This window comes from Hylemonella gracilis str. Niagara R (genome assembly GCF_000600295.1).
Taxonomy (GTDB): Bacteria; Pseudomonadota; Gammaproteobacteria; order Burkholderiales; family Burkholderiaceae_C; genus Hylemonella; species Hylemonella gracilis_A.
In genome coordinates, this window is the sequence record NZ_JEMG01000001.1 from 746,582 (window position 1) to 768,915 (window position 22,334).

General features: G+C 66.4%; 20 protein-coding genes. 10 read left to right on the forward strand and 10 right to left on the reverse strand.

All coding sequences use genetic code 11. From position 1 onward, the window contains the following. Positions 1-68 precede the first annotated feature (68 nt). Positions 69-770, forward strand: coding sequence for an SDR family oxidoreductase (locus AZ34_RS03410; protein WP_035604799.1), 702 nt, complete (start codon positions 69-71; stop codon positions 768-770). 80 nt (positions 771-850) lie between these two features. Here the strand turns inward: AZ34_RS03410 and AZ34_RS03415 are convergent, their stop codons facing one another. From AZ34_RS03415 to AZ34_RS03425, 3 genes are all read right to left on the reverse strand, one after another. Continuing rightward, entirely contained in the window at positions 851-2,740 is a 1,890-nt protein-coding gene (locus tag AZ34_RS03415) for a M61 family metallopeptidase (protein WP_081767061.1), read from the reverse strand. A gap of 69 nt (positions 2,741-2,809) precedes the next feature. Continuing rightward, the gene (locus AZ34_RS03420; protein WP_035604804.1) at positions 2,810-3,673 is read right to left on the reverse strand and encodes a DsbC family protein; all 864 of its coding nucleotides are present in this window, start codon (positions 3,671-3,673) and stop codon (positions 2,810-2,812) included. A 41-nt stretch (positions 3,674-3,714) separates the two neighbouring features. Continuing rightward, positions 3,715-4,884: an FAD-dependent monooxygenase gene (locus tag AZ34_RS03425; protein WP_035604806.1), complete on the reverse strand. Its 1,170-nt coding sequence runs from the start codon at positions 4,882-4,884 to the stop codon at positions 3,715-3,717. Between the two features lie 59 nt (positions 4,885-4,943). Between AZ34_RS03425 and AZ34_RS03430 the strand changes: the two genes are divergently transcribed. From AZ34_RS03430 to AZ34_RS18175, 4 genes are all read left to right on the forward strand, one after another. After that, positions 4,944-5,834 carry an MOSC domain-containing protein gene (locus AZ34_RS03430; RefSeq protein WP_035604809.1) on the forward strand — a complete coding sequence of 297 codons (891 nt, stop codon included), beginning with the start codon at positions 4,944-4,946 and terminating at the stop codon, positions 5,832-5,834. 188 nt (positions 5,835-6,022) lie between these two features. Next, on the forward strand, positions 6,023-7,114 hold the full coding sequence (gene ychF, locus AZ34_RS03435) for a redox-regulated ATPase YchF (protein ID WP_035604810.1): 1,092 nt from the start codon (positions 6,023-6,025) through the stop codon (positions 7,112-7,114). Between the two features lie 340 nt (positions 7,115-7,454). Continuing rightward, a complete protein-coding gene (locus AZ34_RS03440) occupies positions 7,455-9,377 on the forward strand; it encodes an ATP-binding protein (protein ID WP_269320437.1) in 1,923 nt (640 codons plus the stop codon). A gap of 164 nt (positions 9,378-9,541) precedes the next feature. Continuing rightward, positions 9,542-10,276 (forward strand): hypothetical protein, encoded by a 735-nt coding sequence (locus tag AZ34_RS18175; RefSeq protein WP_155831708.1) that lies wholly within the window; start codon positions 9,542-9,544, stop codon positions 10,274-10,276. Positions 10,277-10,458: 182 nt separating this feature from the next. On the opposite strand, the gene AZ34_RS03445 is transcribed toward AZ34_RS18175, so the two are convergent. The 3 genes from AZ34_RS03445 to AZ34_RS03455 form a co-directional block, all read right to left on the reverse strand. Further along, a complete protein-coding gene (locus AZ34_RS03445; protein ID WP_035610766.1) occupies positions 10,459-11,052 on the reverse strand; it encodes a restriction endonuclease in 594 nt (197 codons plus the stop codon). A gap of 66 nt (positions 11,053-11,118) precedes the next feature. Next, positions 11,119-12,477 (reverse strand): MBL fold metallo-hydrolase, encoded by a 1,359-nt coding sequence (locus tag AZ34_RS03450; RefSeq protein WP_035604815.1) that lies wholly within the window; start codon positions 12,475-12,477, stop codon positions 11,119-11,121. A 92-nt stretch (positions 12,478-12,569) separates the two neighbouring features. Continuing rightward, positions 12,570-13,547: an AraC family transcriptional regulator gene (locus AZ34_RS03455; protein WP_035604818.1), complete on the reverse strand. Its 978-nt coding sequence runs from the start codon at positions 13,545-13,547 to the stop codon at positions 12,570-12,572. Positions 13,548-13,684: 137 nt separating this feature from the next. Between AZ34_RS03455 and AZ34_RS03460 the strand changes: the two genes are divergently transcribed. Together AZ34_RS03460 and AZ34_RS03465 are read left to right on the forward strand one after the other, a co-directional pair. Next, entirely contained in the window at positions 13,685-14,398 is a 714-nt protein-coding gene (locus AZ34_RS03460) for an NAD(P)-dependent oxidoreductase (protein ID WP_051509497.1), read from the forward strand. Positions 14,399-14,598: 200 nt separating this feature from the next. Next, positions 14,599-15,108: a GAF domain-containing protein gene (locus AZ34_RS03465; protein ID WP_155831709.1), complete on the forward strand. Its 510-nt coding sequence runs from the start codon at positions 14,599-14,601 to the stop codon at positions 15,106-15,108. Positions 15,109-15,157: 49 nt separating this feature from the next. Here the strand turns inward: AZ34_RS03465 and AZ34_RS03470 are convergent, their stop codons facing one another. The 3 genes from AZ34_RS03470 to AZ34_RS03480 all read right to left on the reverse strand — a co-directional run bounded on the left by AZ34_RS03470 (position 15,158) and on the right by AZ34_RS03480 (position 18,534). Further along, entirely contained in the window at positions 15,158-16,342 is a 1,185-nt protein-coding gene (locus AZ34_RS03470) for an MFS transporter (RefSeq protein ID WP_035610773.1), read from the reverse strand. Between the two features lie 69 nt (positions 16,343-16,411). Beyond that, positions 16,412-17,815 carry a sensor histidine kinase gene (locus tag AZ34_RS03475; RefSeq protein ID WP_035604821.1) on the reverse strand — a complete coding sequence of 468 codons (1,404 nt, stop codon included), beginning with the start codon at positions 17,813-17,815 and terminating at the stop codon, positions 16,412-16,414. Next, on the reverse strand, positions 17,812-18,534 hold the full coding sequence (locus AZ34_RS03480; RefSeq protein ID WP_035604824.1) for a response regulator transcription factor: 723 nt from the start codon (positions 18,532-18,534) through the stop codon (positions 17,812-17,814). Before AZ34_RS03480 ends, AZ34_RS03475 begins: the two co-directional genes overlap by 4 nt. A gap of 110 nt (positions 18,535-18,644) precedes the next feature. Here AZ34_RS03480 and AZ34_RS03485 point away from each other — a divergent pair, with 110 nt between their 5' ends. From AZ34_RS03485 to AZ34_RS03495, 3 genes are read left to right on the forward strand one after another with little or no spacing between them, the layout of a single operon-like run. Then, positions 18,645-19,619, forward strand: a complete 975-nt coding sequence (locus tag AZ34_RS03485; protein WP_035604827.1) for a Bug family tripartite tricarboxylate transporter substrate binding protein — start codon at positions 18,645-18,647, stop codon at positions 19,617-19,619. Then, complete coding sequence (locus AZ34_RS03490; protein WP_035604832.1) at positions 19,619-20,200, forward strand: tripartite tricarboxylate transporter TctB family protein; 582 nt, start codon at positions 19,619-19,621, stop codon at positions 20,198-20,200. The genes AZ34_RS03485 and AZ34_RS03490 overlap by 1 nt, the downstream gene beginning before the upstream one ends. Positions 20,201-20,215: 15 nt before the next feature. Next, positions 20,216-21,712: a tripartite tricarboxylate transporter permease gene (locus AZ34_RS03495; protein ID WP_035604835.1), complete on the forward strand. Its 1,497-nt coding sequence runs from the start codon at positions 20,216-20,218 to the stop codon at positions 21,710-21,712. 25 nt (positions 21,713-21,737) lie between these two features. On the opposite strand, the gene AZ34_RS03500 is transcribed toward AZ34_RS03495, so the two are convergent. Continuing rightward, positions 21,738-22,271 carry a YqaA family protein gene (locus AZ34_RS03500; RefSeq protein ID WP_051509498.1) on the reverse strand — a complete coding sequence of 178 codons (534 nt, stop codon included), beginning with the start codon at positions 22,269-22,271 and terminating at the stop codon, positions 21,738-21,740. Positions 22,272-22,334: the final 63 nt, after the last annotated feature.

Sequence of the window (22,334 nt, forward strand, 5' to 3'; positions counted from 1 at the left end):
GTCCGCAGATCTCTGCGCTTTTTGTTCGCACTTGAATATGATGATCGTCATATAAACTGGAGTAAAGCATGAAACTCGACCAATCCGTAGTCCTCATCACCGGCGCCAACCGAGGCATTGGCCTGGAATTCGCCAAGCAAGCCCTGGCGCGTGGCGCGCGCCGTGTTTATGCCGCCGCGCGTGATCCGGCCAGCGTGCGTCTGGACGGCGTCGTGCCGGTGCGCCTGGACGTGACCGACCCCGCGCAGGTGGCCGCTGCCGCGCGGGACTGCGGCGACGTGACCCTGATCGTCAACAACGCGGGCATCGCCACCCCTGGCGGCTTCCTGGCCGACACGGACCTGTCCGCCACGCGGCGTCAGCTGGAGACCAACTTCTTCGGCATGCTGCACATGGCCCAGGCTTTCGCGCCGGTGCTGGCGAAGAACGGTGGTGGCGCCCTGCTCAACGTGCTGTCCATCGCGAGCTGGATCAACCGGCCCGTGCTCGGCACCTACGGCGCCAGCAAGTCGGCTGCCTGGGCCTTGACCAATGGCCTGCGCCACGAGCTGCGTGAGCAAGGCACCCAGGTCACGGCCCTGCACATGGGCTTCGTGGACACGGACCTGACGCGCGGCATGGAAGTGCCCAAGGCCACGCCGCAGGACATCGTGCGCCTGGCCTACGAAGGGCTGGAAGCCGGCGCACTGGAGGTGCTGGCCGATGAGATCACGCGCCAGGTGAAGCAGTCGCTGTCGACGCCGACGGCGGCGTATCTGGCGGAGGCTTGAGCTTCGCTGTCAGTGGCAGTTGCCCAGCCTTGCTCTGGCGTTTTCAGGCGCCGTCTTCGCCTCGGCTGGGTCGAGGGTGCTCAGTCCAGCCAGCGCTTGACCTTGTCCTGCGACTCCAAGGCCAGCCGCCAGGTGCTGCTGGTCTTGGGCAGGGCCAGCGGCAGGCGCAGGATGCGCTGGTCGCGGGCGACGAGCGCGGTCAGCTGCAACTGCGCCCCTGAGTAGAGCGGTAGGTCGTCCAGTTTGCGCAGGCGCCAGGAGTTAGGGCTGGCCGTAGCCTTGGCTTTTCCGGACTTGCCTGCCGCTGTGGTGTCCGGGATTTCCACGCCCAACCACTCGTCGCCCGCAGCGAAGCCCGCCTCCTCGGCCGCGCCGCCGCGCAACACGGTCTTGATTAGCAGGTTGCCATTGCTTTCCGCGACACGCAGGCCCAGGCGTTGCGCCAATTGGGCCGGGTCGTCGTGGATCGCGACGCCCTGGCCTTGCAGCAGTTCGCGCAGCGGCAGTTCGCGGGTGCTGTGCACCCAGTGCTGGAGTTCCTTCTTCCAGCTCCGGCCGCTGAGTTCCTGCAGCACGGCCAGCACATCGGCCTCGGTCATCGGACCGGCCTTGCAGCGGCGCCACAGCGCGCGCATCACGTCATCCAGGGATTTCTTGTGTTCGGTCTCGGCGCGCAGCGTGAGGTCGATGCACAGGGCGATCAGCGCGCCCTTGCCGTAATAACTGACGGTGGCGTTGGGCGTGTTCTCGTCCACGCGGTAGTACTTGACCCAGGCGTCCAGGCTGGCCTGGGCCACGGTCTGGACCAGGCGGCCCGGGGTCTGCAGCAGCTGGTTGATGTTCTTGTTGAGCAGGCGCAGGTAGGTGGCGTCATCGATCAGGCCGGCGCGGCGCAGCAGCAGGTCATCGTAGTAGCTGGTGAAGCCTTCGAAGAACCAGAGCAGCTCCGTGTAGTTCTCCCGGCTGTAGTCGTAGCGCGCGAACTCGGCGGGGCGCAGGCGCTTGACGTTCCACGTGTGGAAGTACTCGTGGCTGATCAGCCCCAGCAGCGTGGTGTAGCCCTCACCGGGTTTCTGGCCCATGCGCGGCAGGTCACGCCGGCCGCAGATCAGCGCGGTACTGTTGCGGTGCTCCAAGCCGCCGTAGTTGTCGTCGGTGGCGTTGAGCATGAAGACATAGTGCTGGAACGGCGGCGGTTGCACGGTGCCGCTGGCGCGGCCCTGGGCATGCCAGAAGCGGATTTCCGTCTCGCAGATGCGTTGCGCGTCGGCCAGCAGGCGCGCACTGTCGAAGCTCGGCGGCGCGCCCGCGACGATGAAACGGTGCGGCACGCCGCAGGCCGTGAAGTCGCCGCGCCAGAACGCGCCCAGCTCCACCGGACTGTCCGCCAGCTCGTCGTAGTCGGCCGCACGGTAGCTGCCCCAGCCTTGCTTGTCGATGGTCAGCGGCGAGAGGCCCGTGGCGACTTGCCATTGCGTCATGGGTTCTTTGCTGGCTGCCGCGCCACCGGGGCGGCGCAGCGTCAGTTCATGCGGCCTGTCTTCGTGACCATCCACCCGCAGGCACAGGCTGGTGGCGTTGAAAAAACCGCGCTGCATGTCCAGCCAAGCAGCACGCACCGAATTGTCGTAGGCGTAGACCCGGTAGCTCAGCAGCAGCGGCTGTTCCGGGTCGCATTCGACCAACCAGCTGCATTTGTCCAACTGCTGCGGCAGCAGCGTTTTTTTGCCTTGCCGCGCGGTGAGTTCCTGCAGGTGCTTGGCGAATTCGCGCACCAGGTAGCTGCCCGGAATCCACACGGGCAGGCTCACGCGTTGCTGCGATGCGGGTTCGGCGATGGTCAGCGTGACGCGGTAGAGGTGGGCGCGCGGGTCTTCTGGTTCAACCTGGCAGACCACGGCGGCTGCCTCGGGGCGGGCCTGGGTCGTCCGGGCGCGGGATACGCGGGCGGTGGAAGATGAACGGGCCATGAGGTCGACAGGCGCGGGCCTGGGAAAACGGTTGCGGAAACGAAACGGTGCGAGGTGACGCGCTGCGGCTTATTTGCTCGCCGCCGCGTTGGCGAACTGCTGTTCGATCTGCCGCGCGCTGAGTGCGCCCGGTGCGCGCGCGTCGTTGGCGAAGAACAGCGTGGGCGTGCCCTGGATGCGGTGTTTGCGGCCGAATTCCAGGTTGCGGGCCAAGGCATCCAGATTGCGTTGCGGGCAATTGGCCTGCGCCGCCGGGGGCGTGCCCTTGAGCATCCAATCCAGCCAGACCTGGGCGCGTTGTGCTGGCGCGGTGCACCAGACAGCTTGGGATTTTTCGGTGGATTGCGGACCCAGCACGGGATAGAGGAAGACGTGGATGGTCACGTTGTCGATGCCGGCCAGCTCACGCTCCAGACGCCGGCAATAGCCGCATTCCGGGTCGGAGAACACAGCGAGCTGGCGCTCACCCTTGCCACGGCGGATGATGAAGGCGTCGTCGAAGGGCAGATCCTGGAAGCGCACCGCCGTCAATTGCTCCGTGCGTTCCTCGGTCAGATTGCGCTTGCTCTCCAGGTCGATGATCTGCCCCTGGATCAGGTGCCGCCCCTGGGCGTCGGTGTAGAAGATGTCCTGCCCCACGCGGACCTCGTACAGGCTGGTGCCACCCGTCAGCGGCAGGGCGCGCACTTCGTCGATGGCAGGCATTTGCGGCAGGCGCGCGGCCAGGTTCTTGCGGATGGCCGCCGCCGCGGTGGGTTCTTGCACGCCTTTGGCGGCTGAGGACTTGGACTGGGCTTGTGCGGGTTGGACCGGGGCCAGGGTCAAGAACAAAGCGAGGGCCAGCATGCTTGTCAGCGCGAGCATCCGTGCTGTCGTGGCGACGACCGTGCGATGGGTGCTTCGAACAGCACGCAAGGAGAGGGATGGCGTCATCGTGTGGCTTGCTTTCTCATGTGTGTGTCGTCGTGCGGCGCTCAGGCCCCCATGGCCTGGCGGGCCAGCCAGTGCTTGAGCCAGCCGCTGTGCTCCACCCCGCGCAGGCCCCAGGCGCGCAGCCGGTTCCAGAACGGGCCTTCGCGGGTGTAGAGCCGCTGCAGCGCGTCCATGCCCAGGTCCAGCGGCAGCATGCCAGCCTTGCGGGCGCGTTCGTAACGGCGCAGCAGTTTGGGGTCGGCCACGCCGCGCCAGTCCTCGCGTTCGCGCAGCACGCGGGCCAACTCGGCCACGTCGGCCAGGCCCAGGTTCAGGCCCTGGCCCGCCAGCGGGTGCACGGCGTGCGCGGCGTCGCCCGCCAGCACCCAGGCGCCCTGAGCCGCGCTGCCCGACCAGTGCCGGGCCTGGGCCCGCACCAGCGGCCAGGCGCGGCGCTCGCTCACCAGTTGCATCGCGCCCAGGGCGTGGCCGCAGGCGGTGGCCAGGACTTCGGCATAGGCCTCGGGCGCCAGCGCCTGCAGTTGCGCGGCACGTTGGGGAGAAACGGACCAGACCACGGCCACGGTGTCGCCCTGGGGGCCACCCAGCGGGAGCAGGGCCAGCACTTCACCGGCCGTTTCGTCGTGCAGAAACCATTGCCGCGCCACCTGGCCGTGCGGCCGTTCGCAGCGCACGCGGGCGGCCAGCGCGTGCTGGGTGTAGGGGGCCATGTCGTAGTCCACACCCAAGGCCGCGCGCGTGGCGCTGCCGCGGCCTTCGCAGATGACGGTGAGCGGCGCCGCGGGGGTGTGTCCGCTCCCCACTCGCTCGATCTGCGGCTGGTAGCGCAGCGCCGTGGCCAGGCCATCTTCGAGCACCGTGGCATCGACGATCCAGTTCAGCGCTGGCGTGCCCTGCATGCCGTGTCGATTCGGGCCGTGCAGGGCCGCGCTGAAGTTCAGTTCGCTGCCCTCGTCGCCATGCACCTGCATGGCCAGCACGGGCGTGGCCAGGGTTTCGTCTTCGGGCCAGGCGCGGATGCTTTCCAGCAGCGCGCGCGAGGCGGGTGTGAGCGCATAAGCGCGTATGTCGGTTGGGGCGCCCGGCGGGACGGGCTGGGAGGCGCTCAAACCCACGCGCAGCTTCTCACGCGCGAGCAACAAGGCCAGACTGCGGCCGACGATGCCGTCACCGCTGATGAAGATGTCCGGGGCTGGGGAGGGGGTTGCCATATCTGAGGGGCATTGTAGAAGCCGGGCCTGGGCCCAGACGGCAAGGCACAATCAATCCCATGCAAATCTCCGATGTCACGGGGCGGATTTCCAGCCTCCATGTGTACCCCGTCAAATCCTGCGCGGGCCTGGCCTTGCCCGAGGCGCTGCTGACCGAAACCGGCCTGGACCTGGATCGGGCCTGGATGGTCGTGGACGAAGCGGGTGAATTCCTCACCCAGCGCGAACTGCCGCGCATGGCCCTGGTCCAGACCGCCTTCAAGGGCGATGTGATGGGCGGCGGCGGTGAACTGGTGCTGCGTGCGCCGGGCATGCTGGCCCTGCATCTGCGCGTGGACGTGGTGGAAGCGCCGACCCGTGTGCGCGTCTGGCGTGACGAGGTGGCGGCCTACGACATGGGTGATGTGGCTGCGCAATGGTTCTCGGACTTCCTGGCGCCCGGTGGCTCGGGCCGCCCCTACCGCCTGGCGCGTTTTGACCCCGAGCACCGTCGTCTTTCCAGCCTGGACTGGACCAAGGGCGTGGAAGCACCCAACCAGTTTTCCGACGGTTATCCCTTGCTGGTGGTCAGCCAGTCCGCAGTGGACGACCTGAACACCCGTCTGAAAGCTGCTGGCCAGCCCCTGGTCGATGCGCGGCGCTTTCGGCCCAACCTCGTCATCGAGGGCTGGGAAGCCCACGACGAAGACCGCGTGGGGCCGATCACCATCGACACGGAGGAGGGCGAAGTGCAGCTCACGCCCGTCAAGCCCTGCTCGCGCTGCCCCATTCCCAACATCGACCCCGACACCGCGCAAAGCCACCCTTCGGTGACCGACACGCTGCAGGCCTACCGGCAGGACGCGCGCCTCAACGGCGCCATCACCTTCGGCATGAACTGCATCGTCACGGCCGGCGTGGACCGTTGGCTCAAGGTGGGGCAGGTGGCGCGGGCGGATTACACGTTCTGATTCGTCAGCGCGGCGCCGACTTATCCAGCGTCTGCGTGGCTAAACCTGTGGACAACTGCATGAACAAGTCGCGCAAGCCGCGTCTGCGCTGGGTTGCCATTGGACTGCCTGTTTGACGGGCATGCGCCGCGAGGGCGGGCGGTGCCCACCGCCGCCTTTAAAATACCGCCCCTCGAACAAGGAACACCATGAGTCTCAAGTGCGGCATCGTCGGCCTGCCCAACGTCGGCAAATCCACCCTCTTCAATGCGCTGACCAAGGCGGGCATCGCCGCTGAAAACTACCCCTTCTGCACCATCGAGCCCAATGTGGGCGTGGTCGAGGTGCCGGACCCGCGCCTGAAGCAGCTGGCCGAGATCGTCCAGCCCGAGCGCATCGTGCCGGCCATCGTGGAGTTCGTGGACATCGCCGGCCTGGTGGCCGGGGCCAGCACGGGTGAAGGCCTGGGCAACAAGTTCCTCGCCCACATCCGCGAGACCGATGCCATCGTCAACGTGGTGCGCTGCTTTTCCGACGACAACGTGATCCACGTCGCTGGCAAGGTGGACCCGATCGCCGACATCGAGGTGATTCAGACCGAGCTCTGCCTGGCCGACCTGGGCGCGGTCGAGAAAGCCCTGCACCGCGTGACCAAGACGGCGCGTTCCGGCGACAAGGAATCGATCAAGCTGGTGGCCATCCTGGAGAAATGCCAGGCCGCGCTGGACCAGGGCAAGCCCGTGCGCACGGTGGAATTCAGCAAGGAAGAACTGCCCCTGCTCAAGCAGTTCTTCTTCATCACGGCCAAGCCCGCCATGTTCGTCGGCAACGTGAGCGAAGACGGATTCGAGAACAACCCCTACCTGGACCGCCTGAAGGAATACGCCGCCACGCAGAACGCGCCCGTGGTGGCCATCTGCGCCAAGATCGAGGCCGAGCTGTCCGAGATGGACGATGCCGACCGCCTGGAATTCCTCAAAGAACTGGGCCAGGAAGAGCCGGGCCTGAACCGCCTGATCCGCGCGGCCTACAAACTGCTGGGCCTGCAGACCTACTTCACGGCCGGCGTCAAGGAAGTGCGCGCCTGGACCATCCACGTCGGCGACACCGGCCCGCAGGCGGCCGGGGTGATCCACACCGATTTCGAGAAGGGCTACATCCGCGCCCAGACCATCGCCTTCGAGGACTTCATCGCCCACAAGGGCGAGCAGGGCGCGAAGGACGCGGGCAAGATGCGCGCTGAAGGCAAGGAATACGTCGTCAAGGACGGCGACGTGATGAATTTCTTGTTCAGCAGCTGATGCTGTGCAGCGGGACTAAATGCCCGTCGTCATCTCGCGGGTCTATCCCCGGAACCCGAGGGCGGCAGTTTTGCTCCCCTGGACTTGCCTTGCCAGAATGCAGCAAAAGCCAATACATTGGCGCTCAACTACTGACGAGACGCTGCCATGTCGCGCTTGAAGCACGAAACTCCTTTCATCAGGAATTTCGTCGAGAGCAAGCTCTGTTCCGTCTTGTGGTCGGGCGCAAACGTCGTTCGATAGATGTGGATGTTTGAGACCCTAGTTCTGAACATCATGTTGCACCAACATTCGGTGCCCAAGCAGATGGACGCTTTGGTCGAAATACTCGATGGCATGGATGAACGGCAGGCTTCTTGTGCGTAGCGCAGCAGATCTTCTGGAAGAACTCAACGCGGTGGATGAGTCCACCCGCATTGAGGCCAAGCGGGCAACCGAGCTTGGCAAGTCGGTCATGCAAACCGTCATTGCCTTTGCCAATGAACCAGGGTTGGACGGAGGCTACTTGCTGCTGGGTGCAGACTGGTCGATCAATGAAAAGGGAGATACCGTCTACTGGGCCGCAGGTCTTCCTGATCCTGACAAACTTCAACGGGATCTGGCTACCCAATGCGCCAGCATGCTCAACGTCGCGCTGCGGCCCGAAATGCAGGTGGAGACGGTGGGTGGACAGTCCGTGCTGGTGGTGTACGTGCCCGAAGCCGATGTCACCCACAAGCCGGTGTACCTGAAAGCCACGGGCCTGCCTCGGGGCGCCTATCGTCGCATTGGCAGCAGCGACCAGCACTGCGTTGATGAAGACCTCTGGGTGCTGCGCGGTGAGAGCCAGCCCAGCCATGGGCCCGATGCGAGTTTGGTGCCCGAAGCCCGCCTGGAAGACTTCGACCCCGCAGCGATTGCTGCATACCGGCGCGACCGTGCGCGCATCAACCCGCAGGCCGAAGAATTGGCTTACGGCGACGAGGACATGCTCGAAGCCCTGGGGGCTCTGCGCCGCATTGACGGAATCCTGCAGCCCACATTGGCGGGCATGGTGCTGTTCGGTAGGCCGCTGGCTCTGCGACGGCTTTTGCCCATGGTACGCATCGACTACATCCGGGTGCCTGGCAATGAGTGGGTGGAAGACCCAGAGAACCGCTTCCAGTCCATCGATATTCGCAAGCCTTTGCTTCTGGCTCTGCCACAAGCAGAAGCCAGCATCATCGACGAGTTGCCCAAGGGCTTTCGCTTGCCCGAGGGGCAGTTGCAAAGCGTGCAAGAGCCTATCCTGCCGCGCAAGGTCATCCGCGAAGCGCTGGCTAATGCTGCGATGCATCGCAACTACACCCTGCATAGCCCAAGCCAGATCATCCGGTTCAGCAACCGCATCGAGGTGCGCAACGTCGGCTATTCGCTGAAGGAACCCGCCCAATTGGGCGAGCCCGGCTCACGCCTGCGCAACCCCATCATCGCTGCCGTGCTGCATGACTTGCACTTGGCCGAAGCCAAGGGCACTGGTATCCGTGCCATGCGTCGGCTGGCCACCGAGGCTGGCCTGTCCTCCCCGGAGTTCCATTCCGACCGTCGGGCCAACGAGTTCAAACTCACGCTCTTCCTCCACAACCTGCTGACCGAGGATGACCACGCTTGGTTGCGTGCTTTCGCCGGTGCTGGTACCAATGCCGATGATGCCAAGGTGCTGATTTACGCCCGTGAAACCGGCGCTGTGGACAACAGCGCCTGCCGCGATTTCTGCGGCCTCGACACCCTGGCCGCCAGTCAAGTGCTGCGCCGCCTGCGTGACCGGGGTCTTCTGGAAAAAGAGGGGTCCGGTAGTCGCACCTATTACGTTCTGAGTCGGCCCGAGACCACGCCCTGGGAGCTGCCGGCCCAGTTACCGCTGAACATCGACGCCGAGTCCACCCAAGGTGCCGTTCCGCCATATGGGGATTCCAGAAATCCCCATATGCTTGAATCCCAATCCCCACCTGTTCAGCTGGTGGAGATCCCAGCGCTTTTGCGAGAACGCATACAGGCGGCCGGCAAGAAGCCGCGTCAGACCGTGGTGCGAGAACTGATCCTCGCCCTGTGCAGCCAGCGGCCTTGCACTGCTGCCGACCTGGCCCGCCTGCTGGGTAACCGTGACCCCGGCGAACTGAAGCGCTTGCACCTCAAGCCCCTGCGCGAAGCCGGCCAACTGATCCTGAAATATCCCGAAACTGAAAAGCACCCGCACCAGGCCTACCTGACTGTGCGTGAACAGAGCGAGGATGACCCGCCGTGACACAGCAGTCCGGAGACGCCGCCTGCGAGCTATTGGCGGATGGTGACAAAAGGGGGCATCTCGAACCCAGTGACTTTCGCATCCGCAGTTGGGACGGTGTCGCTGAAGGCCTGTCTTGAGAATGCCACGGTTACATCCGGCAGTACTACGGAAGAAAGGCCAGCATGAATCCCACCGGCAATCCACAGAAAATAACACTGTCAACAGGGCTGTCATTGATTGAAAAAGCCCAAGAGCTGCGTTGGACAATTGAACTTGCCACAGCAGTTTTGTTCGCCGATCTCGTTCTTGCTTGGCGCACCGGCCAAGGCATAGTTCATTGGTCAATCCAGGCTGATCAACTGCTTGCCAACACAGGATTTGTACTTGTGTCCGTCCTCGCCTACGGGGTTCTGAAATCGGCCGTTGTCCCTCTCGCCGCTGAGTTTTTCCGAAATCTTCTGTGGCTGTTGTTGGTCAGCTTTCCTTGGCCTCAATGGTTGCGAACTAAGCGAGACAATAGTCGGCCCGTGGGGGGTGTTCTTCCCAGTGAACTACAGGACTACGGTTACAAGAAAAATGACCCCGCGTTGCTCGAGATTTACAGCGCTCACCAAAAGAAGAAGAGCGCGGAAGTTGCAAACGAACTGTCTGCCGGTCAAAGCGTATTCGGCGTTCTCGCGCTGGGTTTTGCCAACTATTTTCCATCCTGGCTTGGTGTAAATGGAATCACGCTGCTGCGCGAGTTTTCGACCACATTCACCAGTGTCAGTGAGTCTGCATTGTGGATCGCTTTGTGCTTTGGGCTTTTCGCACTCAAGATGACATGGTTCTCGCCGACCGAGCTGGATTGGATTCACTACCCGCCACTTTACGAAGAAATACAAAGAAGACGCAGACAGCAAGACGGAATAAGTTGATCCCGGGTAATGTCCAAAGCCATTTGCCTCTGCTGAAAGCGTTTTGTATGCCTTCGACAGCTGCTCGACAGTGAGTGACTGGCTCATTCGTGTGTGCAGACGGGTGAGCGGCCCCGGGGCTCAGGGACGGCTCCCGCGCGAGACTCTCGGGCCAAGTCCTGCAGCGCTGATCTACGCCTGGCCTAGCGACCGGTGGCCTTGGGCAGGGCCAAGTCGTGCAAGGCCAAGGCTAGCTCCTCCGCCTGCCAGACCTGGATCCCCTGCGCAGTCGCGTAAGGCTGGGCCTGCTCGCTGAGCGGGGCCAGGCCGATGTACAGCGCCTCGTCGGCCGTGCGGGCCTCGCGTGCCGCCTGCAGCGCGCGCAGGTTTTCGACCCCGGTTCGCGCCGATTTCCAGCGGCGTGCGCTGACCAGGGTGCGCCGTCCCTGGCGCTCCAGTTCAAAATCGAAGTCCTCCGTCTTGCCGCGTTGCACCGTGTGGCCCTCGCGCACGAATGCCTGCTCCAGCAGATTGGCGAAGGCGGGCCAGCTCAGGGCGGCGATGGCGTCTTGGATTTGTGCCACGCGTTCGGGGCTGGGCCGGCCCCATTGACGGATCGCTGCCACGATGGCGATCACGAAGAAGGGCAGGCCCGACAGCGCGCCCACCACGCGGACCTCATCGGGCAGCAGGGCCACGCTGATCAGTGTCAGCAGCAGGCCGATCAACAGGCTGATCCACCAGCGCGAGCGCAGCAGGATCGCGAACAGCGAGTTCTTCGCCATCTTTAGCTTCAAGAGGGACTCCGTGTTTTTTGCGGGAGCGAGAGCGTAGCGCATTCACTATCGTTCCATGGCATTCCCCTACTCCACCGTCACCCCTTGCCCCATGCGCGCCACGCTCGCCGGCCAGCCCAGTTCGCGCTCGATGCGCTGGCGCAGTTGGTCTGCTGCTTCGGGTTCGCCGTGGGTCAGGAAGACCTGCTTGGGTGGCCGGGGCGCGCTGTCCATCCAGCGCAGCAGTTGCGGCGCGTCGGCGTGGGCCGACATGCCGGGCAGGCTGGTGACTTCGGCGTTGAGGGGCACGTCCTGGCCGAAGATGCGGATGGTCTTTTCACCGGCGGCGATGCGGGCGCCACGGGTGCCGCCGGCCTGGTATCCGGCCAGCACGACGGTGTTGCGGTGGTCCGGCGCCAGGCGCTTGAGGTGGTGCAGCACCCGGCCTCCGGTGGCCATGCCGCTGGCCGAGATGATGACGCAGGGGTAGCGCACTTCGTTGAGCGCACGGGACTCGTCGGTGGTGCGCACCATCCGCGCGACGCGGAACATGCGCTGGCTGTCCTCCGGGCTCAGCCGGTGCGCCTGGTGGTGGCGGTGGTAGATGCCCGTCATGTCGATGGCCATGGGGCTGTCCAGGAAGACGGGCAGATCGGGGATGGCGTGGCTGGCCTTGAGCCGCGCGATCAGCACCAGAAGCGCCTGCGCCCGTCCGACCGCGAACGCCGGGATCACCACGCTGCCGCCCCGGCTGGCCGTGCGTTGAATAATCTCGCCCAGCAGGGCCTGGTTGTCCACCGTGGGGTGTACACGGTCGCCGTAGGTGGACTCGACGACCATGCAGTCCACCGCGCCGGGGGGCGTGGGCGGCTGCATGATCAGATCGTCGTCGCGGCCCAGGTCGCCTGAGAAGAGGACCTTGGTGTGGCCGTCCGAGAAGGTCGCATGGGCCGCGCCAAGGATGTGCCCTGCCGGCGCGAGGGTGACGTGCAGGCCGGGCAGCACTTCTTCGCTCACGCCGAAGTCCAGCGGCCGCAGGTAACGCAGGCTGTGCCGCGCGTCCGCTTCGGTGTAGAGCGCCAGGGCTGGGTGGTGCTTGCTGCTGCCGTGCCGGTTGGCATAGCTTGCGTCTTCTTCCTGCAGGTGGCCGCTGTCGGGCAGCAGCAGATGGCAGAGCTCGATCGTGGCCGGCGTGGCGTGGATGGGGCCCCGAAACCCGTGCCGCAGCAGCAGGGGCAGGGCGCCGGAATGGTCCAGGTGCGCATGGGTCAGCACCACCGCGTCCAGCTTCGCGGGGTCGAAGGGGAAGTCGTCCCAGTTCAGCTCGCGCAGGTTTTTGTAGCCCTGGAACAGGCCGCAATCCACCAGCAGCCGGCGTCCCTCGTGTTCCAGCAAGTAACGCGAGCCGGTCACGGTGCCGGCGGCGCCCAGGAAAGTGAGTTTCATGTGTTCCGCGCGGTGACCGCGTGTGTGTGCATCGGACTAGCCGAGCCGATCATAGGAGGTCTCGGTGTACACGGCCGTCTTCCCGGGCCTGATCAAGCACTGTTGCCTGCTTCTGCGTGCCGAGCGTGCAGCCTCAAGCTGCCCGGCGTGGCGCCCTGCACGCGCTTGAACGCCCGCGCGAACGCCACGTCCGACTGGTAGCCGGTACGCGCCGCCACCTCGGCCATGCTCAAGCCCTGAGACAGCCACGCCTGTGCCAGGTTCATGCGCCAACTGGTGATGTACTCCATGGCGGGCACGCCCACAAGTGCCGTGAAACGCTGGGCAAACGCCGAGCGCGACATGCTCGATGCCTGCGCCAGCGAGGCCACGCTCCAGTCCCTGGAAGGGTCCCTGTGGATCATCGCCATGGCCCGGCCTATCCGCTTGTCCTTCAAGGCCCCCAACCACCCGGACTGCGCGGTGGCGTCGTGCTGCACCCAATGCCGGATCGCCTGAATCACCAGTATGTCGGCCAGCCGCGTGATCACCGCTTCACCACCGGCCCGCATCTGCCGCGCTTCATCCGCCATCAGGCGCAGCAGCGAAGGCAACCAGTCGTCAGGCGTGAGCCCGGCGGCCTCAATGCAGATCACCGGCGGTAAGGCGGAAAGCAGCTGAGGCGCGACAGGGTGATCCAGCTGCACCGCAGCGCACACCATCTGGGTCGGTTCCCCTGAGCCGCCGCTGCGAAGAATCTCGAAGCGCTCGCTCACCAGCTCCCTGGGCAGCTCAAACAGATCGGGCGTGGCCGTCTGCGGCTCGCTTTGAATGCTGTGGCCCAGGCCATGTGGCACCAGCGCGAAATCACCGGCCTGCAGCCAGCGCCCGCCTGCCTCGCCGCTGTCTGTGCTCAGCCAGCAGCGACCCCGCGTCACCAGGTGGATCAGCAGGCAGCCCGGCATGGCTGGCAGGTGCGCCCCCCAGGGCGCCGTGAGCGCCGACTGGCAATAGAACACGCCGCTCATGCGCAGTTGGTGCAAGGCCTCGCCCAGGGGGTCGCAGAAGCGGTCGAGGGTGTCGGGTGTCATGCGGCGACTGTGCCGCAAACCTACCATTTGTCCAAGTGTTATGGACGAATGATCATGAAATTCGCTGTTCTGAACGTTGTTTTGAAACCCTTACGCCAGCAAACTGGGTGCCTTATTTGATTCTTTTGGAGATTCCCATGAAAGTCCTCGTCATCGGCGCCACCGGCGGCTCCGGCCTCGCTGTCACCCGCAGTCTGCTCGCCAGGGGGGCGCAGGTCACCGCCTTCGCCCGCCACCCTGAATCACTGCCGCCTCTCCATGGCCCGTTGCGCAAAGTGGCCGGCGACGCCACGCGTTTTGAAGACATCGACCGCGCCATGGCGGGCCACGACGCCGTGGTGGTGGCGCTGGGCATACGCGAAAACCCGCTGCGTGTGCGCCTGCTCGGCAGCGCCCGCACCGCGATGGACGTGCGCTCCCGGGGCACACGCCATGTGATCGAGGCCATGCACCGCCACGGCGTGCGCCGGCTGGTGGTGCAGACCAGCTACGGCGTGGGTGCGACAGCAGGCCGGCTGCCGTTCATGGTCAAGCTTGTGTTTGCCTTGATGCTGCGCCCTCAGATCCGTGACACCGGGCGGCAGGAGGACGCCGTGCGCGACAGCGGGCTGGACTGGGTGCTGGTACAACCCGTGAACCTCACCGACGACGCGGTGTTGGAGCCCGCATACGCTTCCTCCAACGGTGACTACCAGAGCATGAAGGTGTCGCGCCAGCAAGTGGGCGAATTCCTGGCCGACGCGGCGCTGAGCGACCTGTACGTGGGCACATCGGTGGCACTTTCCGCCCATGCGCCAGAAGGCAAATCCATTGCTGATCGTTCAGCGCGAGGTCGCCCGCAGGTGCGCTGAGCGCTTGCTTCGTTTGCAGCGCCAACCGCTCAAGCATCCGGTCCACCGCCGTGCTGTCAGCCAGCACCCCCAAGTGGCAGCAAAACACTTGGGGGCCGTCAAGAAAATACGCGCTGTTCTCTGCCACACTCAGTGCTGCCCTTGCCGCGTGTCTTCACACGCACAGGCATCCCGCAAACGCACACCGAACCCGAGATCTCATGAGCTTCACCGTCCCCGACGCCCTCGACATGTCCACCCCGGCCGCCAAGCGCGCGGCCTACGACACCCTGAATGCCCAACTTCAGAGCCTGCTGGAAGGCGAGCGTGACCGCATCGCCAACCTGGCGCAGTTTTCCGCCCTGCTTTACCAGGCCCTGCCGGCCTTGAACTGGGCGGGCTTTTACCTGGCCCAGGGCGAGACCTTGGTGCTCGGTCCCTTCCAGGGCAAGGTGGCCTGCGTGCGCATTCCCTTCGGCCGCGGCGTCTGCGGCACCTGTGCAGCGAGCGGGCAGGTCCAGATCGTGCCGGACGTGGAGGCCTTTCCCGGCCACATCGCCTGCGACAGCGCTTCGCGTTCCGAGCTGGTGCTGCCGCTGCGGGCTGGGGATCAATTCCTCGGTGTGCTCGACCTGGACAGCCCGGAACTGGCCCGCTTTGACGAGATCGACGCCCAGGGCCTCACGCGCATGGTGGCCACGCTGGTGGCGGGCACGGACTGGGGGCGTTGAGCCCTTGCGGCAGTGCCTGCGTGATTTGGCGGGCGGCCGCCAACCTGTGTCAGCGCGCGTCACCTGGCGCGGTGCGCGCGTGCCGGCTGGCCCACAGGCTGATGCCCAGTCCGATCAGGACCAAGCCCAGCCCGTAGACATGCAGGTTCGCCAGCAGGCCCTGGTCAATCAGGCTGGCGCCCAGTGCCGCGCCCAGGGCCTGGCCGGCGTAGATGGCCGAGGAATTGAGCGCGATCGTTGCCGAGGCCAGGGCCGGGGCCAGTTGCACCAGGCGCGCCTGTTGCGCTGAATTGCAGGCGAAGCCGCAGAGTGCCCAGGGCAGGGCCAGTAGCGCATGCAACCAGAACGAGGAGGCGCCGAAGGCGTGGCTCAATGGCCATAGGGCCAGGCTCAGGGCGATGCCGGTCAGGGTGATGGCCACGGCGCGCGCCGGGCCCAGGCGGTCAATGTGGCGTGACAGCAGCAGATTGCCCGCCAGCCCGAACACGCCGAACCACAGCAGGATCAGCGCCAGCGCCGTCGCGCCCATGCCCATCACTTGCTCGTGGTAGGGCGCGAAGTAGGCAAACAGCACCATCTGGCCGAAGGAATAAAACAGCGTCACGGCCACCACCCCCATCAGTGCGGGCGAACGCAGGGTTTGAGTCCAGCCCTGGCGCGAGATCGGGGGCGGGCGCACGCCATCGGGCAGTACGCGCCAGACCCAGACCGCGCCGACAAACGCCAGCAGCGCTACCAGCCCGAAGGCCCAGCGCCAGCCGAAGGCTCCGGCGATCCAGGCCGACAGCGGCATGCCCAGCACCGAGGCCAGCGACCAGCCCAAAAAGATGGTGGTGATGGCGCGCCCGCGCTGCGCCAGCGGCACCAGCAGGCCCACGCTGGCGGCCGCCTGCGGTGTGAAGATCGCGGGCGGCACCATGGCCAGGGCGCGCAGCACCAACAGCCAGCCGTAGCTGGGCGCGCAGGCGCTGGCCGCCATGAAGACCGCGTACCAAAGCAGGGAGAGGGCGAGCAGGCGCCTTCGGTCCCAGCCCGCCACCAGGCCCGCGGCCAAGGGCGCGCCCAGGCCGATCAGCACGCCGCCCACGGTGATCAGCAGGCCGGTGGCTGGAATGGACACGTCCAGCGACGCGCTGATGTCGTTGAGCGTGCCGGGCAGCACCATCACGCCCGCACCGATCACGAAGTTGCCGAACAGCAGGGCGCGCAGGGCCGGATTGGAAGCGGGGGACATGGTGCTGGTCATGTGAAGGGCATGGAGTATGCCGCTGGATGCGTGACCCTGCTGGACGCGCGTGGGAAGTCAGGCCGCGCCGCTTGCTGGATCGGGCGGGAAAGCGATGCGAAACACCGTGCCCGGCCCGCTGGGCAGCGGACTTTGCAGGCTGAGCTGGGCGCCATGCTGCTTCGCGATTTCGCGCGTGATGGCCAGGCCCAGGCCGCTGCCGCTGACCGTCGCCGGCGCGGCGCGGTAAAAACGCTCGAACACATGGGCCTGGTGTTCGGCGGCGATGCCGGTGCCGCCGTCTTCCACCTCGACCCAGCGCGGCCCCACGCGCACCGTGACGCGCGTGCCCGGCGGGGCATGGTGCAGGGCGTTGTCCAGCAGATTGCCCAGGGCCTCGTGCAGCAGCGCGGCTGAGCCCTGCACCACGCAGCCCACCACCAGCGCCTCGAAACCGAGGTCGTCACCGCGTTGCAGGGCGCGTGGCAGGAATTCTTGCGTGACCTGCCGCGCCAGCGCCACCAGGTCCACCGGCTGGTGCGATTGCATCTCGGGCGCGTGTTCGGCGCGTGTCATCGCCAGCAGCTGTTCGGTCAGCCGCACGGCATCGTCCGTGGTCTTGCGCGCGGCGCTCAGCAGCGCGGCGCGGTCCGTGGTCTGTTCACGCTCGGTCAGCGCCAACTGGGTCTTGAGCACGGTCAGCGGCGTGCGCAATTGGTGCGCGGCGTTGTCCAGGAACCGTTTGCGGATGTCGATCAGTCGGCCCAGGCGGGTCAGGTAGCCGTTGAGCGTGTGCACCAGCGGGTGCAGTTCGCGCGGCAGGCCGGGTGGCTCGATCGGGGTGAGGTCGTCGTCCGCGCGCTGTGCCAGGCGCTGGCGAAAGTTCTCCAGCGGGCGGATGCCGCGCTGCACGCCCACGACCACCAGCAGCGCTGCGGCCAGCAGCAGCAGGGCCTGCTGGCCCAGAGTGTCGCGCAGGATGTGCCGCACCATCTGTTGGCGCGTCTCCAGCGTCTCGGCCACGCTGATCTTGAGGATGCGGGCCTGCCCGTGCTCGTCTTCCAGCACATGGGTCAGGTGGGCCAGGCGCACGGGCTGCGCGCGAAACTGCGCGTCCTCGAACTGCACCAGGGCGTGGTAATGCACCTGCGCCGCCAGCGAGGGAGCGGGGCCGGGCAGGTCTTCCTGGCCGGCCAACCCCTGGCCCTGGGCATCGGCGATGCGGTAGTACAGGCGCGAGCCGGTGTGGTTCTCGAGCAGATAGCCGGCCGCCCGCTGCGCCTGCAGTTGCAGGCCGCCTTGGCGCCAGGACAGTTCTTCCGCCAGGGCGCGGCTGGCGAGGTAGAGCGCCCGGTCATAGGCCTCGTTGCTGGCGTCAACGGCATTGCCGTAACTGATCCAGGCGTTGAGTGCACTCAAGCCCACCAGCGGCAGCAAGATCCAGCCCAGCAGGCGGGCACGCAACGAGGCGGTGGCGTTCATGCGGGACGCACGGTGTCTTTGTGCGTGAGCAGATAGCCCAGGCCGCGGATGGTGCTGACCGTGGGCGCCGCCGCCTGCTCCGGTGCACGGGGCGCGGTGTCGAGTTTTTTGCGCAGGCGGTGGATCAGCACTTCCACGGCTTCAAGTTCGGTCGTTTCGTCGGCGAAGACCGCGCTGTGCAGCGCCTCCTTGCTGACGCTGCGGCCGGGGTGTTCCAGCAGCACGCGCAGGGCGGCGGTCTCGCGCGGGGTCAGCGCCAGCACCTGCTGGTGCAGGGTGGTCTGGCCCGATTCGCGTTCCATCTCCAGCGGCCCCAGGCGCAGGCGCAAGGACTTCATGCGTCCGGGCCGGCGCAGCAGGGCCTGCAGCCGCGCCTCCAATTCGCTCAGGTCGAAGGGCTTGGGCAGGTAGTCGTCCGCGCCCAGGTTGAGGCCCAGCACCCGGTCGGGCACGCTGGCGCGCGCGGTCAGGATCATCACCGGCACCGTGTTGCCGCTTTCGCGCAGTTCCTGCAACACGGACAGGCCGTCGCGGCCAGGCAGGTTGAGGTCCAGCAGCACGGCGTCGAAGGTCTCGCCGCCGCGCAGCAGGGTCAGGGCTTCGTCGCCGTCGCGCGCAAAGGTCACTTCCGCGCCGGCTTGGCGCAGGGCCGTGCCCAGCCACAGCGCCAAATCAGGGGTGTCTTCGACGAGCAGGAGGCGGGATGTCAGGGTATGCACCGGGGGGTTCTGACAGGTGTTTGAAAGCCTGGGCCGGGGCACAGGTCCAGAATCCCGGCACTGCGGGCTGGGCCTGCAAAGGGTTTTTGATTCTTACACAGGAGACGACGATGCAAACGAAGCGACGTGAATTCCTCGGCCTGGGTCTGGCCGCCGGTGCCGGTCTGGCCCTGCCCGTCTGGGCTCAGGGCCAGCCCCTGTTCGACACCCTCAATATGTTCGTGCCCGCCGCGCCCGGCGGCGGCTGGGACGGCACGGCGCGCGCCATCGAGCGCGCCGCCAAGGCCGCGGGCCTGGTGGGCAATATGCCCTTCGAGAACGTGGCCGGCGCGGGCGGCATGGTGGGTCTGCCGCGTTACGTGAACCAGCGCAAGGGCAAGGGTGACAACCTGATGGTGGGGGGCTCCGTCATGGTGGGCGCGGCCATCGCCAACAAGAGCCCGGTGACCATGAAGAACGTCACGCCGATCGCGCGCCTGACCGAAGAGGCTGGTGTGGTCGCCGTGCCCGCCGGTGGCCCGATCAAGACCTGGAAAGATCTGGAAGCCGCGCTCAAGGCCAACCCCCGCGCCGTGCCGGTGGCGGGTGGCAGCGCAGGCGGCACCGACCATGTGCTGCTGGGCCTGATCATCCAGGCCCTGGGCCGCAACCCGCGCGAGGCGGCCTACGTGGCTTTCTCGGGCGGCGGGCAGGCCAATGCTGCGCTGCTGGGGGGCCAGGTGTCGGCGGGCATTTCGGGCTACTCCGAGTTCGAGGAGCACATCAACGCCGGGCGCTTGGTCGCGCTGGCTGTCTCCGGCAACAAACGCATCCCCGGCGTCAATGTGCCCACCTTGAGCGAGCTGGGCGTGCCCGTGACGGCCGCCAACTGGCGCGGCGTGTTCGCGCCGCCCGGCATCAGCACCGCGCAGCGCGACGCCCTGGTGAGTTTCATGACCCGCCTGCATGCGTCCGAGGCCTGGAAGAAGGAACTGGAAACCCGCAAGTGGACGGACGTGTTCCTGACCGCGCCGGCCTTCGACAAGCAACTGGCCGACGACATCCGCGCGACCGAGGCCGTCATGAAGGACCTGGGGCTGGCCTGATGTCCGCATCCACCTCCACAACGGCTTCCACGTCCAAGTCCCTGGCAGCGGGTGCGGCCAGGCGCCGCGCGCGCTTCACGCCCGGGCGCCTGGCCCTGTTGCTGGTGGCCTTGGCCGTGGTGGCTGCCTGGCAGGTCACGGTGATCCCCGAGTCCATGATCCAGATGGCCGTCGGCCCCGTGCTGGTGCCCGGGGTGGTGGTGGCCATGCTGGTCGTGCTGGCCCTGGCCTATGGCTGGAGCGCCTGGCGCGGCCGCCAGGTGGACGATGCCCAGATCGAGGACCATGAGCCCCTGCCGGGCGGTGATCGGCGTTTGTTGTTTTTGCTGGGCGGCGGTGTGCTCTTCATGGCCCTGGTGCAGCCGTTGGGCTTCATCATTCCCGCTGCCTTGTGCGGCATGGGCGTGGCCCGGGCATTTGATGCGCCGGTGATCGGGCGTTCCGCCTGGCGCTCGGGCCTGATCTGCCTGGGCATCGCGGCCTTCTTCTGGTTCGTGCTGGCCTACCTGCTGGGCGTGGGCCTGGGCCCGGCGCTGAGCTGGCCCTGGACGGACTTGGCCACCGACGCTGTCGCGGCCTGATTTTTCGGAGCAAGCATGCAAGGATTCGAGGCTCTGCTGGCCGGGTTTGCCAGCGCGCTGCAACCCACGACCCTGCTCTGGGGTTTCGCCGGCTGTTTTCTGGGCACGCTGGTGGGCGTTTTGCCCGGCATCAGTCCGGCGCTGACCATCGCGCTGCTGCTGCCGTTGACTTACCAGGTGCCAGCCACCAGCATGTTCGTGATGTTTGCGGGCATCTACTACGGCGCGGCCTACGGCGGCTCCACCACCTCCATCCTGCTCAACACCCCGGGGGAATCCGGCTCGGTGGTGACCGCGCTGGAAGGCAACAAGATGGCGCGGCGCGGGCGCGCGGGCCAGGCGCTGGCGACGGCGGCCATCGGCAGTTTCGTCGCGGGCACCATCGGCACGCTGGCGCTGACCTTCTTCGCGCCCTGGGTGGTGCAGGCCGCGCTGGCCTTTGGCCCGGCGGAATACTTCAGCCTGATGGTGCTGTCGCTGGTCGCGGTGTCGGCGGTGCTGGGCAACTCCGTGTTGCGCGGGCTGATCAGCCTCTTCCTCGGTTTGCTCGCGGGCTTGGTGGGCATCGACCTGCAGACCGGCCAGCCACGTTTCACCTTTGGCCGTGCCGAACTGCTGGACGGGCTGGAGGTGACGGTGGTCGTCGTGGGTCTGTTCGCCGTGGGCGAGGCGCTGTACCTGGCCTGGCAGGGGCGTGAATCGCGCAATGCCGAGGTCATGAAGCTCACGGGCAGCCTGCGCCTGAGCCGCCAGGATTGGGGGCGTTCCTGGAAGGCCTGGCTGCGGGGCGCGCTCTACGGCTTTCCCATTGGGGCCATGCCGGCCGGCGGCGCCGAGCTGCCCACCATGCTCTCGTACTACACCGAGCGCAAGCTCAGCAAGCACCCCGAGGAATTCGGAAAAGGTGCCATTGAAGGCGTGGCCGGACCCGAGGCCGCCAACAACGCGGCGGCGGCGGGTGTGCTCATGCCGCTGCTCACGCTGGGCATCCCGACCTCGGCCACGGCGGCCATCATGCTCTCGGCTTTCGAGGGCTACGGCATCCAGCCCGGCCCGCAACTCTTCACGCAGCAGGGCGCCCTGGTCTGGACGCTGATCGCCAGTCTCTATATCGGCAACGTCATCCTGCTGGTGCTCAACCTGCCGCTGGTGGGCCTGTGGGTCAAGCTGCTCAAGATTCCGCCACCCTGGCTGTACGCGGGCATCGTCATCGTGTCCATCGCCGGTGTGTACGGCGCGAGCAACTCGGTGTTCAACGTGGGCCTGCTGTTCGCCTTCGGCATCCTCGGTTTCGTGATGCGCCGATTTGACTTTCCCGCCGCGCCGCTGATCGTCGGGCTCATCCTCGCGCCCATGGCCGAGCAGTCCATGCGGCAGGCGCTCATCATCAGCCAGGGGGACTGGTTCACCTTCTTCACGCGCCCGCTGTCGGGCACGCTGATGGCCATCGCCCTCGTGCTGCTGTTCGCGCCGCCGCTTTGGCGCGTGGCGCGGCGTCGGCTGCAGGCTTGATCAGCCGCTGACAACCAGGGGGCGCTCACAGGAGCTTGAGCGCCTCGGGGATCAGCCACAGCAGGGCCGCCGTCATGGTGACGTAACGCAGGAACTTGCCGACGGCCATGTAGGCCACGCAGGGCCAGAAGGGCAGCTTCAGCCAGCCCGCCACCGCGCACAGCGGGTCGCCGACGATGGGCAGCCAGGACAGCAGGCAGGCTTTCGGGCCCAGGTGTTCCAGCCAAGCCAGCGCGCGCAGGTGCGCGCGCGACTGCGCCTTGGCATGGGCCTGCAACCCCGCCCGGTCATGCCGCAGCTTGTCCACGGCCCGGTGCGCACCGTAACCCAGCCACCAATTCAGCGCGCCGCCCAGGGTGTTGCCTGCCGTGGCCACGAAGACGGCGGGCCAGAACAATTCGGGATTCAAATGCAGCAGTCCCACCAGCGCGGGCTCCGAGCCCATGGGCAGCAAGGTCGCGGAAATGAAGGCGATCACGAACAGCGTGCTCAGGCCGAATTCCGGCAGGGCCAGCCAGGCGAGCAATTGCTGCAGCGCCACATTGAATTGCTCCATCATGGTGGCGCAGTATAGAAAGCACGCATGCGCGAGTAAGGGAAAGCGTGGAACGTGGAGGTGGCA

Bases quoted from the DNA above. Each gene is read 5' to 3' on its own strand.
- AZ34_RS03410 (WP_035604799.1), top strand. From the start codon at position 69: ATGAAACTCGACCAATCCGTAGTCCTCATCACCGGCGCCAACCGAGGC.
- AZ34_RS03415 (WP_081767061.1), bottom strand. From the start codon at position 2,740: ATGGCCCGTTCATCTTCCACCGCCCGCGTATCCCGCGCCCGGACGACC.
- AZ34_RS03420 (WP_035604804.1), bottom strand. From the start codon at position 3,673: ATGACGCCATCCCTCTCCTTGCGTGCTGTTCGAAGCACCCATCGCACG.
- AZ34_RS03425 (WP_035604806.1), bottom strand. From the start codon at position 4,884: ATGGCAACCCCCTCCCCAGCCCCGGACATCTTCATCAGCGGTGACGGC.
- AZ34_RS03430 (WP_035604809.1), top strand. From the start codon at position 4,944: ATGCAAATCTCCGATGTCACGGGGCGGATTTCCAGCCTCCATGTGTAC.
- ychF (WP_035604810.1), top strand. From the start codon at position 6,023: ATGAGTCTCAAGTGCGGCATCGTCGGCCTGCCCAACGTCGGCAAATCC.
- AZ34_RS03440 (WP_269320437.1), top strand. From the start codon at position 7,455: ATGAACGGCAGGCTTCTTGTGCGTAGCGCAGCAGATCTTCTGGAAGAA.
- AZ34_RS18175 (WP_155831708.1), top strand. From the start codon at position 9,542: ATGAATCCCACCGGCAATCCACAGAAAATAACACTGTCAACAGGGCTG.
- AZ34_RS03450 (WP_035604815.1), bottom strand. From the start codon at position 12,477: ATGAAACTCACTTTCCTGGGCGCCGCCGGCACCGTGACCGGCTCGCGT.
- AZ34_RS03455 (WP_035604818.1), bottom strand. From the start codon at position 13,547: ATGACACCCGACACCCTCGACCGCTTCTGCGACCCCCTGGGCGAGGCC.
- AZ34_RS03460 (WP_051509497.1), top strand. From the start codon at position 13,685: ATGAAAGTCCTCGTCATCGGCGCCACCGGCGGCTCCGGCCTCGCTGTC.
- AZ34_RS03465 (WP_155831709.1), top strand. From the start codon at position 14,599: ATGAGCTTCACCGTCCCCGACGCCCTCGACATGTCCACCCCGGCCGCC.
- AZ34_RS03470 (WP_035610773.1), bottom strand. From the start codon at position 16,342: ATGTCCCCCGCTTCCAATCCGGCCCTGCGCGCCCTGCTGTTCGGCAAC.
- AZ34_RS03475 (WP_035604821.1), bottom strand. From the start codon at position 17,815: ATGAACGCCACCGCCTCGTTGCGTGCCCGCCTGCTGGGCTGGATCTTG.
- AZ34_RS03485 (WP_035604827.1), top strand. From the start codon at position 18,645: ATGCAAACGAAGCGACGTGAATTCCTCGGCCTGGGTCTGGCCGCCGGT.
- AZ34_RS03490 (WP_035604832.1), top strand. From the start codon at position 19,619: ATGTCCGCATCCACCTCCACAACGGCTTCCACGTCCAAGTCCCTGGCA.
- AZ34_RS03495 (WP_035604835.1), top strand. From the start codon at position 20,216: ATGCAAGGATTCGAGGCTCTGCTGGCCGGGTTTGCCAGCGCGCTGCAA.
- AZ34_RS03500 (WP_051509498.1), bottom strand. From the start codon at position 22,271: ATGATGGAGCAATTCAATGTGGCGCTGCAGCAATTGCTCGCCTGGCTG.